Origin of the sequence: Streptomyces sp. WAC04114, assembly GCF_019733245.1 — a bacterium.
Taxonomy (GTDB): domain Bacteria; phylum Actinomycetota; class Actinomycetes; order Streptomycetales; family Streptomycetaceae; genus Streptomyces; species Streptomyces massasporeus_A.
Window position 1 is genome coordinate 1 of sequence record NZ_JAIGQA010000188.1, and the last position, 15,180, is coordinate 15,180.

Annotated in this window: 15 protein-coding genes; 3 read left to right on the top strand and 12 right to left on the bottom strand. The window is 71.3% G+C overall.

Annotated elements, in window-relative coordinates; translation table 11 throughout:
* Positions 1–146: 146 nt before the first annotated feature.
* The 5 genes from K4G64_RS32765 to K4G64_RS32785 form a co-directional block, all read right to left on the bottom strand.
* Positions 147–1,853, bottom strand: a complete 1,707-nt coding sequence (locus K4G64_RS32765) for a bifunctional uroporphyrinogen-III C-methyltransferase/uroporphyrinogen-III synthase (RefSeq protein WP_221759567.1) — start codon at positions 1,851–1,853, stop codon at positions 147–149.
* Positions 1,850–2,815 carry a hydroxymethylbilane synthase gene (gene hemC, locus K4G64_RS32770; protein WP_221759568.1) on the bottom strand — a complete coding sequence of 322 codons (966 nt, stop codon included), beginning with the start codon at positions 2,813–2,815 and terminating at the stop codon, positions 1,850–1,852. The genes K4G64_RS32765 and hemC overlap by 4 nt, the downstream gene beginning before the upstream one ends.
* Positions 2,812–4,587 carry a glutamyl-tRNA reductase gene (locus tag K4G64_RS32775; RefSeq protein ID WP_221759569.1) on the bottom strand — a complete coding sequence of 592 codons (1,776 nt, stop codon included), beginning with the start codon at positions 4,585–4,587 and terminating at the stop codon, positions 2,812–2,814. The genes hemC and K4G64_RS32775 overlap by 4 nt, the downstream gene beginning before the upstream one ends.
* Positions 4,584–5,348, bottom strand: a complete 765-nt coding sequence (locus K4G64_RS32780; protein WP_221759570.1) for a redox-sensing transcriptional repressor Rex — start codon at positions 5,346–5,348, stop codon at positions 4,584–4,586. Before K4G64_RS32780 ends, K4G64_RS32775 begins: the two co-directional genes overlap by 4 nt.
* 315 nt (positions 5,349–5,663) lie before the next feature.
* Positions 5,664–5,942: a glutaredoxin family protein gene (locus tag K4G64_RS32785; protein WP_086603661.1), complete on the bottom strand. Its 279-nt coding sequence runs from the start codon at positions 5,940–5,942 to the stop codon at positions 5,664–5,666.
* A 162-nt stretch (positions 5,943–6,104) separates the two neighbouring features.
* On the opposite strand from K4G64_RS32785, the gene K4G64_RS32790 reads away from it, so the two are divergent.
* From K4G64_RS32790 to K4G64_RS32800, 3 genes are all read left to right on the top strand, one after another.
* Positions 6,105–7,022 carry an HAD family phosphatase gene (locus tag K4G64_RS32790; RefSeq protein WP_221759571.1) on the top strand — a complete coding sequence of 306 codons (918 nt, stop codon included), beginning with the start codon at positions 6,105–6,107 and terminating at the stop codon, positions 7,020–7,022.
* 349 nt (positions 7,023–7,371) lie between these two features.
* Positions 7,372–8,142 carry an ECF subfamily RNA polymerase sigma factor, BldN family gene (locus tag K4G64_RS32795; RefSeq protein ID WP_030840376.1) on the top strand — a complete coding sequence of 257 codons (771 nt, stop codon included), beginning with the start codon at positions 7,372–7,374 and terminating at the stop codon, positions 8,140–8,142.
* A gap of 236 nt (positions 8,143–8,378) precedes the next feature.
* Positions 8,379–9,629, top strand: a complete 1,251-nt coding sequence (locus tag K4G64_RS32800) for a DUF5667 domain-containing protein (protein WP_221759572.1) — start codon at positions 8,379–8,381, stop codon at positions 9,627–9,629.
* Between the two features lie 243 nt (positions 9,630–9,872).
* Here K4G64_RS32800 and K4G64_RS32805 read toward each other — a convergent pair whose 3' ends face one another.
* The 7 genes from K4G64_RS32805 to K4G64_RS32835 all read right to left on the bottom strand — a co-directional run.
* A complete protein-coding gene (locus K4G64_RS32805; RefSeq protein WP_221759573.1) occupies positions 9,873–10,928 on the bottom strand; it encodes a lysophospholipid acyltransferase family protein in 1,056 nt (351 codons plus the stop codon).
* A 14-nt stretch (positions 10,929–10,942) separates the two neighbouring features.
* Complete coding sequence (locus K4G64_RS32810) at positions 10,943–12,004, bottom strand: NAD-dependent epimerase/dehydratase family protein (protein ID WP_221759574.1); 1,062 nt, start codon at positions 12,002–12,004, stop codon at positions 10,943–10,945.
* Positions 12,005–12,229: 225 nt separating this feature from the next.
* Positions 12,230–12,328, bottom strand: a complete 99-nt coding sequence (locus K4G64_RS32815) for a 30S ribosomal protein bS22 (RefSeq protein ID WP_003948845.1) — start codon at positions 12,326–12,328, stop codon at positions 12,230–12,232.
* 153 nt (positions 12,329–12,481) lie between these two features.
* Positions 12,482–12,694, bottom strand: a complete 213-nt coding sequence (locus K4G64_RS32820) for a helix-turn-helix domain-containing protein (RefSeq protein WP_004984898.1) — start codon at positions 12,692–12,694, stop codon at positions 12,482–12,484.
* A 129-nt stretch (positions 12,695–12,823) separates the two neighbouring features.
* Positions 12,824–13,639: a phosphatase gene (locus K4G64_RS32825; RefSeq protein WP_221759575.1), complete on the bottom strand. Its 816-nt coding sequence runs from the start codon at positions 13,637–13,639 to the stop codon at positions 12,824–12,826.
* An 84-nt stretch (positions 13,640–13,723) separates the two neighbouring features.
* On the bottom strand, positions 13,724–14,896 hold the full coding sequence (locus tag K4G64_RS32830; RefSeq protein WP_221759576.1) for an acetoin utilization protein AcuC: 1,173 nt from the start codon (positions 14,894–14,896) through the stop codon (positions 13,724–13,726).
* Positions 14,847–15,180: MFS transporter (locus K4G64_RS32835; protein WP_143589989.1), on the bottom strand; the 334-nt coding region annotated here is incomplete at its 5' end. The genes K4G64_RS32830 and K4G64_RS32835, both read right to left, overlap by 50 nt.

The following is a 15,180-nucleotide window of genomic DNA, read 5'->3' on the forward strand; positions in this document are numbered from 1 at the left end:
GCCCCCGCCTCGCCCTCACCCCCACCACCTGGGTGAGCTTCCTGCCGTACGCCTCCGCGCACTGACGAAAGCCCGAGTGGGGCGAACACGCTGATCGCGGTTCGCCCCACTCGTCGGGTCAGGTCGGCCGGGACCGGCCGGTCGGGTCAGGTCGTCGACCGCCTCCGCCGCGCCCCCGGCCGCCGCTCACTCGGCCGCGTCACGGGATCCCCCGCCTCCACAGCGGCAGCTCTCCGCTTCGCGCCGAAGTCGGCCAGGGCTTCCGCCAGCTTGTGGACGGACGGCTCGGGAGCCATGACGTCCACCCGGAGCCCGTGCTCCTCGGCGGTCTTCGCCGTGGCCGGGCCGATGCACGCGATCACGGTGACGTTGTGCGGCTTGCCGGCGATGCCGACCAGGTTCCGCACGGTGGACGACGAGGTGAAGAGAACGGCGTCGAAGCCACCGCCCTTGATCGCCTCGCGGGTCTCCGCCGGCGGCGGCGAGGCCCGCACGGTCCGGTAGGCCGTGACGTCGTCGACCTCCCAGCCGAGCTCGATCAGCCCGGCGACCAGCGTCTCCGTGGCGATGTCGGCACGCGGCAGGAACACTCTGTCGATCGGGTCGAACACCGGGTCGTAGGGCGGCCAGTCCTCCAGGAGGCCTGCGGCGCTCTGCTCACCGCTCGGCACCAGGTCCGGCTTCACGCCGAACGCGATCAGCGCCTTCGCCGTCTGCTCGCCGACGGCCGCGACCTTGATGCCCGCGAAGGCACGCGCGTCGAGCCCGTACTCCTCGAACTTCTCCCGCACGGCCTTGACCGCGTTGACCGAGGTGAAGGCGATCCACTCGTAGCGGCCCGTGACGAGCCCCTTGACCGCGCGCTCCATCTGCTGGGGCGTGCGCGGCGGCTCGACGGCGATCGTCGGCACCTCGTGCGGCACGGCCCCGTACGACCGCAGCTGGTCGGAGAGCGACGCCGCCTGCTCCTTGGTCCGCGGCACGAGCACCTTCCAGCCGAACAGCGGCTTGGACTCGAACCACGCGAGCTGGTCGCGCTGGGCGGCGGCGGAACGCTCACCGACCACGGCTATCACCGGCCGGCCGCCGTCGGGCGAGGGCAGCACCTTGAGCTGCTTCAGCGTCTGCGCGATCGTGCCGAGCGTGGCGCTCCAGGTGCGCTGCCGGGTGGTCGTGCCGGCGACGGTGACCGTCATCGGAGTGTCCGGCTTGCGGCCCGCGGAGACGAGCTCGCCGGCCGCCGCGGCGACGGAGTCCAGCGTCGTGGACACGACGACCGTGCCGTCCGACGCCCCGACCTCCGTCCAGCACCGGTCCGACGCCGTCCGCGCGTCCACGAACCGCACGTCCGCGCCCTGCGCGTCGCGCAGCGGCACACCGGCGTACGCGGGCACGCCGACGGCGCTCGCGATGCCCGGGACGACCTCGAAGGGCACCCCGGCGGCGGCGCACGCCAGCATCTCCTCGGCGGCGTACGTGTCGAGGCCCGGGTCCCCGGACACCGCACGCACGACCCGCCTGCCGCCCCGTGCGGCCTCCATGACAAGATGTGCGGCATCCCGCACCGCGGGGGCGGCGACGGTGGTTGACGTGCCGTCAACTACCGTCAGCTGGGGCGCTCCTGTGCCCGGAGCAGGATCCTGGGAAGGATCCGGGTCCGTGTGCACTTCGGACACGCCCTGCCTGGCGTGCTGACGTACGACGTCGAGCACCTCGTGCTCGGCGACGAGGACGTCGGCGTGCGCCAGCGCCTCCACGGCGCGCAGAGTCAGTAGTCCCGGATCTCCGGGTCCGGCACCCAGGAAGGTGACGTGCCCGTGTTCAGGACCGGCGGAAAGGGTGGTGGGGCTCACTGTGCTCGCTCCCCCATCAGACCGGCCGCGCCCTGGGCGAGCATCTCGGCCGCGAGTTCGCGACCGAGCGCCATTGCCCCGTCGTGCGTCTCGGGCACGGGACCGGTGGTGGACAGCTGCACCATGCGCGTGCCGTCGGTGGTCCCGACCACGGCGCGCAGGCGCATTTCCTTGACAATCTGCCCGTCGGCCAGGAGGTCGGCCAGCGCGCCCACAGGGGCACTGCAACCGGCTTCCAGGGCGGCGAGCAGTGATCGCTCGGCCGTCACGGCGATCCGCGTGAACGGGTCGTCGAGTTCGGCGAGCGCGGCGACGAGGTCCGCGTTGCCCGCGGTGCACTCGATCGCCAGGGCCCCCTGGCCGGGGGCGGGCAAAACCGTGTCGACCGACAGGAAGTCGGTCACCTCGTCACCGCGGCCGATCCGGTTCAGTCCGGCGGCGGCCAGCACGACGGCGTCGAGCTCTCCGCTGCGCACGAACCCGATGCGGGTGTCGACGTTGCCGCGGATCGGGACCGTCGATATGTCCAGGCCGTGGCTGCGGGCGTACGAGTTGAGCTGCGCCATGCGGCGCGGCGAACCCGTACCGATGCGGGCCCCGGAGGGCAGGTCGGTGAACTTCAGCGCGTCCCGGGCGACGATCACGTCCCGCGGGTCCTCGCGTACCGGCACGGCGGCGACGACCAGGTCGTCGGGCTGCGTGGTCGGCAGGTCCTTCAGCGAGTGCACCGCGAAGTCGACCTCGCCCTTGAGGAGCGCGTCGCGCAGGGCGGTCACGAACACGCCGGTGCCGCCGATCTGGGCGAGCGCCTCACGCGAGACATCGCCGTACGTGGTGATCTCGACGAGCTCGACGGGCCGCCCGGTCACCCGGCTCACGGCCTCCGCCACCTGCCCGGACTGGGCCATGGCGAGCCTGCTGCGCCTGGTACCGAGCCTCAGCGGCTCACGCGTATCAGTCATGCCGGCCCTCGGTCTTTCTCGGTGGTGCTGTCCTCGGCCCGGGAGACGGCGGCCACCGTCTCGGGGTCGAGGTCGAACAGGGTCCGCAGGGCGTCCGCGTACCCGGCGCCGCCGGGTTCGGCCGCGAGTTGCTTGACCCGCACGGTCGGCGCGTGGAGCAGTTTGTCGACCACGCGCCGCACGGTCTGGGTGATCTCCGCTCGGTGTTTGTCGTCGAGACCGGGCAGCCGGCCGTCCAGCCGGGCGATCTCGCCGGCCACGACATCGGCGGCCATGGTGCGCAGGGCGACCACGGTCGGCGTGATGTGCGCGGCCCGCAGTGCTGCCCCGAAGGCCGCGACCTCGTCGGAGACGATACGCCGTACCTGGTCCACATCGGCAGCCATCGGAGCGCCCGCGGAGGCCTCCGCCAGCGACTCGATGTCCACCAGCCGCACCCCGGCCAGCCGGTGCACGGCGGCGTCGATGTCGCGCGGCATCGCCAGGTCGAGCAGGAAGAGCACGGGCTCGGGCCGCTGCGGCTCCTCGACCGGCTCGGGCCGGCGCCGTTCGGGGATCCGGCCGACGGTGGCGACGGTCGCGGCGAGCGCGGCGATGGCGTCGGTGTCCGCGGCCGGGTCGAGCGTGCCGGTCTGTCCCGCCCGGGCCGTACCGCCCCCGGCGCGCCGGTCGCCGCCCACCGAGCCGTTGTCCACCCACGCCGCGTGCTGTTCGAGGTCGGCGGCGGCCATCCCGGCCACGGCGGCCTCGCCCAGCACGGAGAACCCGGCGGTGCCCTGCACCGCGGAGAGGTCGAGCGGGCAGCCGTCCTCGCTGCCGAGGCTGGTGCCCGACGCACCGCCGCGCCGCTCCCCGGAACCGGTCGCGGGGCCGGACTCGCCGCCCGGCGCCCCCGGTCCGTCCTCGCCGGGCCCGGCGGCCGGCGCGGGCGTACGGCCCTCGACCGACTCGGCGACCGACTCGGCCGTCAGGACCAGGCCCGTCGCACCCGTGCAGGAGACGGTGACGTCGGCACGTGTCAGCTCGGCCGGCACCGACTCCATCGGTACCGCGCGGGCCGCCACGTCCGTGTCGTCGCCGTCCATCAGGATCTGGGCGAGGCGCTCGGCGCGGTCGACGGTGCGGTTGGCGACGACGATCTCAGCGACCCCGGCCCGCGCGAGCGTGGCGGCGGCCAGGGAGGACATCGACCCGGCACCGATGACCAGGGCCTTCTTGCCCCGCGCCCACTGCTGTACGTCCCCGCCCCGGGCCAGCTGCTCCAGGCCGAAGGTGACCAGGGACTGGCCGGCGCGGTCGATGCCGGTCTCGGAGTGGGCGCGCTTGCCGACCCGCAGGGCCTGCTGGAACAGGTCGTTCAGGAGCCGGCCGGCGGACTGCAGGTCCTGCGCCCGGGCCAGGGAGTCCTTGATCTGGCCGAGGATCTGCCCCTCGCCGACGACCATCGAGTCCAGCCCGCAGGCCACCGAGAACAGGTGGTGGACGGCCCGGTCCTCGTAGTGCACGTAGAGATAAGGGGTGAGCTCCTCCAGGCCGACGCCGCTGTGCTGGGCGAGCAGCGTGGACAGCTCGGCGACACCGGCGTGGAACTTGTCCACGTCGGCGTAGAGCTCGATGCGGTTGCAGGTGGCCAGCACCGCGGCCTCGGTGGCCGGTTCGGCGGCGACCGTGTCCTGGAGCAGCTTGACCTGCGCGTCCGCGTTCAGCGCGGCCCGCTCCAGCACGCTGACCGGGGCGCTGCGGTGGCTGAGTCCGACGACGAGGAGGCTCATGCCGGCATCACGGCGGGCATGTCCCCGTCGGGCCCCTGGTCGGTGGAGTCGCTGCGGGCGGCGGCGGTAGGGACGCCACCGTCGGAGGCGGCGGCCTCCTCCCCGGCCTTGCGCTGCTCGTGGAAGGCGAGGATCTGCAGCTCGATGGAGAGGTCGACCTTGCGCACGTCGACGCCCTCGGGGACGGACAGCACGGTCGGCGCGAAGTTCAGGATGGAGGTGACACCGGCGGCCACGAGCCGGTCGCAGACCGCCTGGGCGGCACCGGCGGGGGTGGCGATGACACCGATCGACACGCCGTTGCCCTGGATGATCTTCTCCAGGTCGTCGGAGTGCTGCACCGGGATCCCGGCGACGGGCTTGCCGGCCATCGCGGGGTCGGCGTCGATCAGCGCGGCGACCCGGAATCCGCGGGAGGCGAACCCGCCGTAGTTGGCGAGGGCGGCGCCGAGGTTACCGATACCGACGATCACAACCGGCCAGTCCTGGGTGAGCCCCAGTTCGCGGGAGATCTGGTACACGAGATACTCGACGTCGTAGCCGACACCCCTGGTCCCGTAGGAGCCGAGGTAGGAGAAGTCCTTGCGCAGCTTCGCGGAGTTGACCCCGGCCGCGGCCGCGAGCTCCTCGGAGGAGACCGTGGGGACCGAGCGCTCCGACAGCGCGGTCAGAGCGCGGAGGTACAGCGGAAGCCGGGCGACGGTGGCCTCGGGAATCCCTCGGCTGCGGGTCGCCGGTCGGTGAGTTCGGCCAGTTGCCACGATGCTCCTGCGGGTAGAGCGGGGCTGTAGGCGGTCATACGTCCCTACATGACCGCCCCGTCGAATGCAGGCTATGTCTTTGTGAACGCGTGCACAAAGATGGTGTCCGATTTGCCCGGCCAACGTGACCGGGGTCACGCGCCCCCGGCGCACGCGCAGGGAACCGGCGCATACGCACCACCGTTCCTTGTCTTTCGGGGGCAAAACCGCACACTCTCCTCAGTGAATCCCGCCCCCGAGACCAAGTCACCATCGATCCTAAGCGACTCGACGGCCACTTTGGACTGATCGGTCAGTCGCTCACCGCGGACGGGATCAGTCGGTCAGCGCCTTGCGCAGGCGGTCCTCGTTCACGCGCCAGAACGTGTGCTGCCTGCCGTCCACCAGCACGACCGGGATCTGCTCCCAGTACTGGTCGTGCAGTTCCCGATCCTCGGTGATGTCCTTCTGCTCCCAGGGGACTCCGAGATCACCGCACACCTTCTCCACAACGACCTGTGCGTCATCACACAGATGGCAGCCGGGCTTGCGGATCAGGGTGACGAGCCGGTCCCGAGGGGGCCTGCGACGGAAAAGGGGACTCATGTCGGCCATTGTCGCGCGGCCGCGCCCGGGCGGAACCCTCGTGAAAGCGCCAGGGGACACGCCGACCGCGCCCGTCCCGCGCAGCATCTTTAACGACACGCTTGCCGAGAGTTCACAGGCTCCGAACGTTCCGGCTCCGGAACCCCCGAACAAACTGGCTATGCTCACGCCATGGCCGCTCTAGGATGGCTCACTCCCCGTAGGCGCTCCGCCACGGCGCGGAGCGTTTTGGCAGGCGAGGCCTCGGCCGAGGCAGCCCGCAAGTCCACCCAGGAAGTCGCCGGCACGACCGGGGAACCACAGTTCCCGGTGCACGGCGACGACCGGGCCGCCGCGTTCTTCGACCTGGACAACACGGTCATGCAGGGCGCGGCGATCTTCCACTTCGGACGCGGCCTGTACAAACGGAAGTTCTTCGAGACGCGCGACCTCGCGAAGTTCGCCTGGCAGCAGGCGTGGTTCCGCCTCGCCGGGATCGAGGACCCCGAACACATGCAGGAGGCCCGCGACTCGGCCCTCTCGATCGTCCAGGGCCACCGCGTCGCCGAACTGCAGTCGATCGGCGAGGAGATCTACGACGAGTACATGGCCGAGCGCATCTGGCCCGGCACCCGCGCCCTCGCCCAGGCCCACCTGGACGCCGGCCAGAAGGTGTGGCTGGTGACGGCCGCCCCCGTCGAGATCGCCACGGTCATCGCCCGCCGCCTCGGCCTGACCGGCGCCCTGGGCACGGTCGCCGAGTCCGTCGACGGCGTCTACACCGGCAAACTCGTCGGCGAACCGCTGCACGGCCCCGCGAAGGCCGAGGCCGTCCGCGCCCTGGCAGCCGCCGAGGGCCTGGACCTCGGCCGCTGCGCCGCCTACAGCGACTCGCACAACGACATCCCGATGCTCTCGCTGGTCGGCCACCCCTACGCCATCAACCCGGACAGCAAGCTGCGCAAGCACGCCCGCCGGCTGGACTGGCGGCTGCGCGACTACCGCACGGGCCGCAAGGCCGCCAAGGTCGGCATCCCGGCCGCGGCGGGCGTCGGCGCGGTCGCCGGCGGCACCGCGGCCGCCATCGCCCTGCACCGCCGGCGCCGCTGACCAACCGATCAAACCGGGACACCATCGTTTACGGCCTGACAATCGCCGTAAATCCAACTGGCGTACCCCCACAACCTCGTATCCAGTCCTCTTGGCTGCACACGGCCACAACACGCCCCGGACTCAGCCGCGATACGAACCTTTTCGATCAACAACCGCTCATCCTCCGGCACTTGATTCGGCGTCAACCGGTTACGGAAGCGACGTAATCGATGATTTGAGCAACTCGGTGTAGCAGGGCCTACACGAAGCGTTATTCTCCTCAGACGCAAACCGGTACCCCTCCGTCGCTACGACGGGTGAAAGGTCCCGCACTGCACGTGATGGAAGCTCTGCCTCTGGGAGTCCCGTGTACCCACACGTCGGGGTTGACGCCTCGGGCCTGGCTACGCTGCGCGCAACGGTCCAAGACCTGCTGCGCGGCTTCGTCCCCACCGCGTACGCCGTCCCCGCATTCGCCACCGCCGCGCCCGTCGGCCCGTGCTACGCACTGGCCGACGGCAGCGCCGCGGTCGGCAGACGAGGCCGCCCGTCCGGGGCGGCCACCGCCCGCCGCCCGGCGGCGGACAGCGACAGCGCCCGGATGATGGACCTCGTGGAGCGCGCCCAGGCCGGCGAGTCCGACGCCTTCGGCCGCCTCTACGACCAGTACAGCGACACCGTGTACCGGTACATCTACTACCGGGTCGGAGGAAAGGCGACCGCCGAGGACCTCACCAGCGAGACCTTTCTGCGCGCCCTGCGCCGCATCGGCACGTTCACCTGGCAGGGCCGTGACTTCGGCGCCTGGCTCGTGACCATCGCCCGCAACCTCGTCGCGGACCACTTCAAGTCCAGCCGCTTCCGCCTCGAGGTGACCACCGGCGAGATGCTCGACGCCAACGAGGTCGAGCGCTCCCCCGAGGACTCCGTCCTGGAGTCCCTCTCCAACGCCGCCCTGCTCGACGCCGTACGGCGGCTCAACCCGCAGCAGCAGGAGTGCGTGACGCTCCGCTTCCTCCAGGGCCTCTCCGTCGCCGAGACCGCCCGGGTGATGGGCAAGAACGAGGGCGCCATCAAGACCCTCCAGTACCGGGCCGTCCGCACCCTCGCCCGGCTCCTCCCGGAAGACGCCCGCTGACCGACCCGCACGCTCGGCGACATTCAACTCACGTTCCGTCACGGTTCGTTGACTTCGGCATCCGATGAGCCGGTGTCCGTAACCCAAGTGCCGCGCCGCTCGTTGTGCGGGATGCAGGCTCCCTGTGGTCACCCCCTGGCCGGCTCCGATCACTCGATCGTGTGGTCGTGGTCAGGGTGTGCAACCCTCAGGACCCCCTGGGGAGTCGACCGTCATGACGAGAGGAGGTGCCGCCAGTGATCGCGAACGTATCGGCGCACCGGCGGGCGAACGCCTTCGCCCAGGCCCTGGAGGAGCAGCTCGAGCAGGGCACGGCGGCCGAGCAGCCCGAAGGATCGGCACCGGCCCCGGCGGCCGCGGAACCGAGCGAGCAGGACCGCCATCTGGCGCTCGCCTCGGGACTCGGCGCGCTGCCCAAGCCGGAGCTCGACCCGGAGGTCAAGGTCGTCCAGCGGGCCCAGCTGGTGGCCGCTTTCGAGGCCATGCTCCAGGAGGGCACCGCGGGCGGCGGGGCGACGGACAGCGCGGTCCCCGAGCAGCGATCCCGGGCTCGCGGCGCGCACCGCGCGAGTTCGCTGAAGAAGTTCCGGCCGCGTTCCCGGCTCGCCAAGGGCCTCACCGCGGGCGGACTCAGCGTAGGGGTGGCGGCGAGCGCCTTCGGCGGAGTCTCCGCCGCCAGCTCGGACGCCCTGCCCGGCGACTCGCTCTACGGCCTCAAGCGCGGCATCGAGGACGTCACGCTCGGCCTCGCCGACGGGTCGGACGAGCGCGGCCGGGTCTACCTCGACCACGCATCCACGCGGCTCGGCGAGGCACGCCGCCTGATGGAGCGCGGCCGCAGCGGCCCCCTGGACCACGAGTCCCTCGGCGAGATCCGCCGTGCCCTGTCCGGCATGCGGCACGACGCGTCGGAGGGCCACCGGCTGCTGAGCGAGGCGTACGAGCGCGACCCGGACTCGCTGGGCCCCATCCAGGCCCTTTCCGCGTTCTCCCGCTCCCACCGCCAGGCCTGGGGCGAACTGCGCGAGCGACTGCCCGTCCAGCTCGGGGACGTCAGCGAGCAGGTGTCGTCCGTGTTCGACGCCATAGACGAGGACGTCGCCCCGCTGGAGTCCCTGCTGCCCGAGCCCCCGGCCAAGAGCGGCGGCGACGGCAAGCGGCCCGGCGCCTCCGAGTCGGCCCCCGGCGGCTCCTCCGGCACCGACCGCTCGGCCCGCCCCAGCGACAGCGGCGGCAGGCACAGCGACGAGGGCCGCACCGGCAGCGGCAGCCCCAGCCGCTCGGCCGGCTCCGGCAGCGACGATGACGGCCTGCTCGGCGGCAACACCGGCGGCCTCCTCGACCCGCCGAAGGACCAGGACGGCGAGGCGAGCACCTCTCCGTCGGCGGAGGGCAGCACACCCGTCCCCGAGCCGGATGTGACGCTCCCACCGCTCCTGCCCGGTCTGCTGCCCGGCCTGGGCATCGAAAGCGAGGACGCGGACTAGACGGCGACGTTGGGGTGCCCCTTGAGCAAGGGGCACCCCAACGTCGTACGCCTGACCGCCTACGCGGGCAGCCTCAGAAGAACCGACCACCGCCGCACGATCAGAAGAACACCGACCGCCGCTGCACCAGCAACTTGGCCTCTCCTGTCTGCTGCCCTCGCACCGCTCCGCGGGCTTCGGACAGCTGCGCCGGACTCCGTCCGGCGGCTCCGAGCGACCGGTCGGCTGTTGCGAACGTCGCCGTCAGAAGAACACCGACCGCCGCTGCACCAGCAACTTGTACAGCGTGTGCTGGATCTGCTCCCTGACCTGGTCGGTCAGGTTGAACATCAGCATCGGGTCCTCGGCCGCCTCCGGCGGATAGGCGTCCGTGGGGATCGGCTCGCCGAACTGGATCGTCCACTTGGTCGGCAGCGGGATCGCCCCGAGCGGCCCGAGCCACGGGAACGTGGGCGTGATCGGGAAGTACGGGAAGCCCAGCAGCCGCGCGACCGTCTTGGCGTTGCCGATCATCGGGTAGATCTCCTCCGCCCCGACGATCGAGCAGGGCACGATCGGCGTCCCCGCGCGCAGCGCCGTCGAGACGAAACCACCGCGGCCGAAGCGCTGGAGCTTGTAGCGGTCCGCGAACGGCTTGCCGAGGCCCTTGAAGCCCTCCGGCATCACCCCGACCAGCTCGCCCTGTTCCAGCAGCCGGGACGCGTCCTCGGCGCACGCAAGAGTGTGCCCCAGCTTGCGCGCCAGCTCGTTGACCACCGGCAGCATGAACACCAGGTCCGCGGCGAGGAGCCGCAGATGCCGGCCCGCCGGGTGGTTGTCGTGCACGGCGACCTGCATCATCAGGCCGTCAATCGGCAGTGTGCCGGAGTGGTTGGCGACGATCAGGGCGCCGCCCTCGGACGGGATGTTCTCGATGCCCTTCACCTCGACCCGGAAGTACGTGTCGTACAGCGGGCGCAGCAGGGACATCAGGACCTGGTCGGTGAGCTCCTCGTCGTAGCCGAAGTCGTCGACCTCGTAGTCCCCGGTGAGGCGGCGGCGCAGGAAGGCCAGGCCACCCGCGATCCGCCGTTCCAGCCCGCCCGCGCCGTCCCGGGAAGGCTCCGGCGGCTGTTCATCGGAAGTCACAGGAACATCATCCTGCGGAGCAGCCCTGGTGGGCAGGGGCTGCACCTCGCGTACCGGCACGGACTCCGCGCCCGAGCGGCGGTTCCCGGCGCCCCGGCGCCGCTGCGGGCGCTGTACGGCGCTCCCGCGGGACCGGTCGTCGTCGAACGGAATGACCTTGGCGTCCGCCATCGTTGATGCGCTCCTCAGTTGGCGCTCTGCGTCGGGGAGTGTCCGCCGCCCGCGAGGGGCGAGTCGGCGATCCTGTCGACGGCCCCCGCAAGGGCCTCCGGCGGAAGAAGTCCGGGGCCCTGGCTTCGGGCGAACTCCGCGAACGTCTCCGCGGTCGTGTACTTGGGCTGGAATCCCAGCGTCTCGCGCATCTGGCCCGTGGCCACCACCCGGCCGTGGGTGAGCAGCCGGATCTGCTCGGGCGAGAAGTCCGTCATGCCCAGCGTACGCACCAGCGAGCCCGCCCACGTGACGGCCGGCAGCAGCAGGGGCACGGTGGGGCGTCCGAGGCGCCGGGAGCACTGGGAGAGCAGCAGCACACCGTCGCCGGCGATGTTGAAGGTGCCGCTGTTGAGCGTGCCGCGCCGGGGTTCGTGCGAGCCGATCCGCAGCACCTCGATCACGTCGTCCTCGTGCACGAACTGCAGCCGCGGGTCGTAACCGAAGACGGTCGGCAGGACCGGCAGCGCGAAGTACGAGGCGAGCGGGGTGTCCGCGGTCGGGCCCAGGATGTTGGCGAACCGCAGCACACACACGGCCACATCGGGCCGACGGCGCGCGAAGCCGCGGACATAGGCCTCGACCTCGACGGTGTCCTTGGCGAAGCCGCCGCTGGGCAGCGACTTGGGCGGGGTCGTCTCGGTGAACACGGCCGGGTCGCGGGGCGCGGAGCCGTAGACGTTCGTGCTGGACTTCACGACCAGCCGTTGCACGGTCGGGGACTTCTGGCAGGCACCGAGCAGCTGCATGGTGCCGATGACGTTGGTCTCCTTCAGGGAGGCCCGGTTGCCGCTGCCCAGCGGCGTGCCCGTCACGTCCAGGTGCACGATCGTGTCGGCGCCCGTCTCGGCGAGCACCCGCGCGATCCCCGGCTGCCGGATGTCGGCCTGGATGAAGTCCGCACCGCCCAGGTGGTGCTCGGGCGGCACCGCGTCCACGGCGACGACCCGGTCCACCTCGGGGTCCCGCTGGATCCGCCTGACGAACCGGCCTCCCAGCTGGCGGGCCACTCCGGTCACGAGCACGACCTTGCCCAAGATCAGCGCCTTCCTTCCAGAACGTCTTACCCCCCGCCGCGTTCCCCCGTGGGGCCAACTTAGCGGGTTGTCGTTGCGCTGTGATGACCGCCCGATGCGCGAAGTGACCGAAGCAGCCGGACGCAGGAGCACGGGACCGCGGCCGCGGGTCCGGATATGCGTGTGGCCCCCCACCGGTGGGTGGGGGGCCACACGCAACGCTTTCGCGGCTCGCGCGTCGCGAACTTACTTCTTGTTGCGACGCTGAACGCGCGTGCGCTTGAGCAGCTTGCGGTGCTTCTTCTTCGCCATCCGCTTGCGCCGCTTCTTGATAACAGAGCCCACGACTACCCTCGCTCACTTCTCATCACTCGGTGTTTGGGCGCCATGGGCCCATACGACCTACGAGGGGCCAGCCTACCCGTCCGAGCGCTGAGGTCGTAATCGAGGAGGCCGGGGGATCCCGAGTGCCCTGTGGGGATCGCCCCGGCCCTGCCGTCAGGCGGTTTCCACCCCCACGTAACTCTCGCGGAGGTACTCGTGAACCGCTTGCTCCGGGACGCGGAAGGACCGCCCCACACGGATCGCGGGCAGATGACCGCTGTGCACCAGCCGGTACACGGTCATCTTCGACACTCGCATCACCGAGGCGACTTCCGCCACGGTAAGGAACTGAACCTCGTTCAGAGGCCTCTCGCCAGCTGCAGCCATGACACACCTGAACCTTCCGCACTCGACGGCCACCGGCTTCCCCTTCCGGTGACTCTTCGTCGCTGCGTGCTCACTCCCCAATGTAGGTGCCAGTGATGCGAGTGGGGAAGAGGTGCACCCATCGGCGGCCTACTGTGACAGACACGCCCGATTGAGTACGTAGCGGGTAAGCGGCAGGTAGTAATCGGACCGCACGCCGTCATCAAGTGGAACGGCCACGGCCACGGACCCCTCGGCCTCCCCCACGAACAGCGCCGGGTCGTCCGTATCGGCCGGCCCGATGGCCTCGAACCCCAGCTGACCTGCCCCGCAGACCCACCCGTGGTCCCCGATCACCAGCTCGGGAAGGGGCCCGCCGGCCTCCGCACAAGCGGCCAGTACGGTACGAACCGGGAGAGGTGAGTGCGTATGTGCGCCGGGCTCACAACCGGGGCGTTCCCCACCCGGGGTCCGCACCAGCGCGACTCCTCGTACGTAGTCGAGGTTGTACGTACGTAGGCCGAACCGGGTCGTTATGTCGACACGGCGACCCTGCGCCGGGGTGAGAACAGCACATCCAGCCGCCGACAGCGCGTCTGCCAGAGCGCCGTAGAAATCGAGCAGCCGATGCGGGTGGCCGGTCCCGAGAAGCACCGGAGCACCCCGCCCGGCGGCCTCGGCGAGGCGTTCCGCGAAGGCGTCCAGCGCCGCCAGGGTCCGCTCCGGATCGATCACATCCTGGCCGGAAACCAGCCGGGAATCGGCCGAAACACCACACCGGTCCGCCATCAGATCGATCAACTCCCGCTGCCCCCAGGCGCCTTCGGGATCGATACCGAGCAGCACCCGGGGGTCCCGGGCAGCGAAGAGCCGGTAACTGCGCAGGCTCTTCTCCCGCGTGGTCGCCACCGTCCCGGCGAGCCGAGCGCCCACCAGATGCGCGCGCAGGGCTTCGGTGGTCAGCACAAGAAGATCGTGCGTGACCGGAACTCCCCCTGTCCCGAGAACTCGCGAACACCGCACGGTCGGCCTACGCCCGGCGGCACCCCCTCACGCCAGCAGCCCCCGCAGCGGGAACACCGACCGCCGGGTCGCCAGTACCGCCTGGTCCAGCCGGTCCGCCGGGTCGTAGCCCGCGTCCCAGCCCGACCAGGCCACGGGCCAGCGACCGTCCGTCATCCGCGCCGGGGCCAACTGCCGCGTCTTCGCGAACACTTCCTGACGCCAGCCCTCGGGGATCATCGCCTCGGGCTCCACGGCCCGCCCGGCCGCGATCGCGACCAGGTGCGTCCACGAGCGCGGCACCACGTCGACCACCGCGTAACCGCCCCCGCCCAGGGCCACCCACCGCCCGTCGGCGTACTCGTGCGCCAGGTCGTGACAGGCCACCTGCACCGCCCGCTGCGCGTCCAGCGACACCGCAAGGTGCGCCAGCGGATCCTCGAAGTGCGTGTCGGCCCCGTGCTGCGTCACGAGCACCTGCGGCCGGAAGTCGGCGATCAGCTCCGGCACGACCGCGTGGAACGCTCGCAGCCACCCCGCGTCCCCCGTCCCGGCCGGCAGCGCCACGTTCACCGCCGAGCCCTCCGCGGAGTCCGCCCCGGTCTCCCCCGGCCACCCGGTCTGCGGGAACAGCGTCTGGGGATGCTCGTGCAGCGAGATCGTCAGCACCCGCGGGTCCTCCCAGAACGCCGCCTGGACCCCGTCCCCGTGATGCACGTCGACGTCGATGTACGCGACCCGCTCCGCCCCGAGCTCCAGCAGCCGCGCGATCGCCAGCGAGGCGTCGTTGTAGATGCAGAACCCGGACGCACCACCCGGCATCGCGTGGTGCAGCCCGCCCGCGAAGTTCACCGCGTGCAGCGCCTCACCCCGCCATACGGCCTCCGCCGCACCCACCGACTGCCCGGCGATCAGCGACGACACCTCGTGCATCCCGGCGAACGCCGGGTCGTCCATGGTCCCCAGCCCGTACGACTGGTCCGCCGCTCCCGGATCCGCCGACGCGGCCTTCACCGCCTCGATGTAGTCCTGGCGGTGGACGAGCCGCAGCGTCGACTCCCCGGCCGTCTTCGCGGCGACGACCTCCACCTCACGGTCGAGCCCGAAGGCGTCGACCAGTCTCCGGGTCAGGGCGAGCCGGACCGGGTCCATCGGGTGCCCGGGACCGAAGTCATAGCCCGTTACTGCCTCGTCCCACATCAGCTGTGCGCGGCCGCTCATGCCCGCCACCGTATCGGTCCGGTTGAGCCGCGAACGACCGGGCGTACACCAGCGTCACCAGCACCAACACCATCGGCACCAGCATCGCCCCGCGGTAGCTCCACAGATCCCCGAGCGCCCCGACCAACGGCGAACCGATCAAGAACCCCACATAGTTGAAGACATTGAGCCGTGCCACGGCCGCGTCCGACGCCCCCGGGAACAGCCTCCCGGCCGCCGCGAACGTCTGCGGCACCAGCACGCACAATCCCAGCCCCAGCAGCGTGAACCCCAGCATCCCGACC

Coding starts and splice junctions, on each gene's coding strand:
- hemC (WP_221759568.1), bottom strand. CDS start 2,815: ATGACTGATACGCGTGAGCCGCTGAGGCTCGGTACCAGGCGCAGCAGG.
- K4G64_RS32775 (WP_221759569.1), bottom strand. CDS start 4,587: ATGAGCCTCCTCGTCGTCGGACTCAGCCACCGCAGCGCCCCGGTCAGC.
- K4G64_RS32785 (WP_086603661.1), bottom strand. CDS start 5,942: ATGGCCGACATGAGTCCCCTTTTCCGTCGCAGGCCCCCTCGGGACCGG.
- K4G64_RS32790 (WP_221759571.1), top strand. CDS start 6,105: ATGGCCGCTCTAGGATGGCTCACTCCCCGTAGGCGCTCCGCCACGGCG.
- K4G64_RS32805 (WP_221759573.1), bottom strand. CDS start 10,928: ATGGCGGACGCCAAGGTCATTCCGTTCGACGACGACCGGTCCCGCGGG.
- K4G64_RS32820 (WP_004984898.1), bottom strand. CDS start 12,694: ATGGCTGCAGCTGGCGAGAGGCCTCTGAACGAGGTTCAGTTCCTTACC.
- K4G64_RS32830 (WP_221759576.1), bottom strand. CDS start 14,896: ATGAGCGGCCGCGCACAGCTGATGTGGGACGAGGCAGTAACGGGCTAT.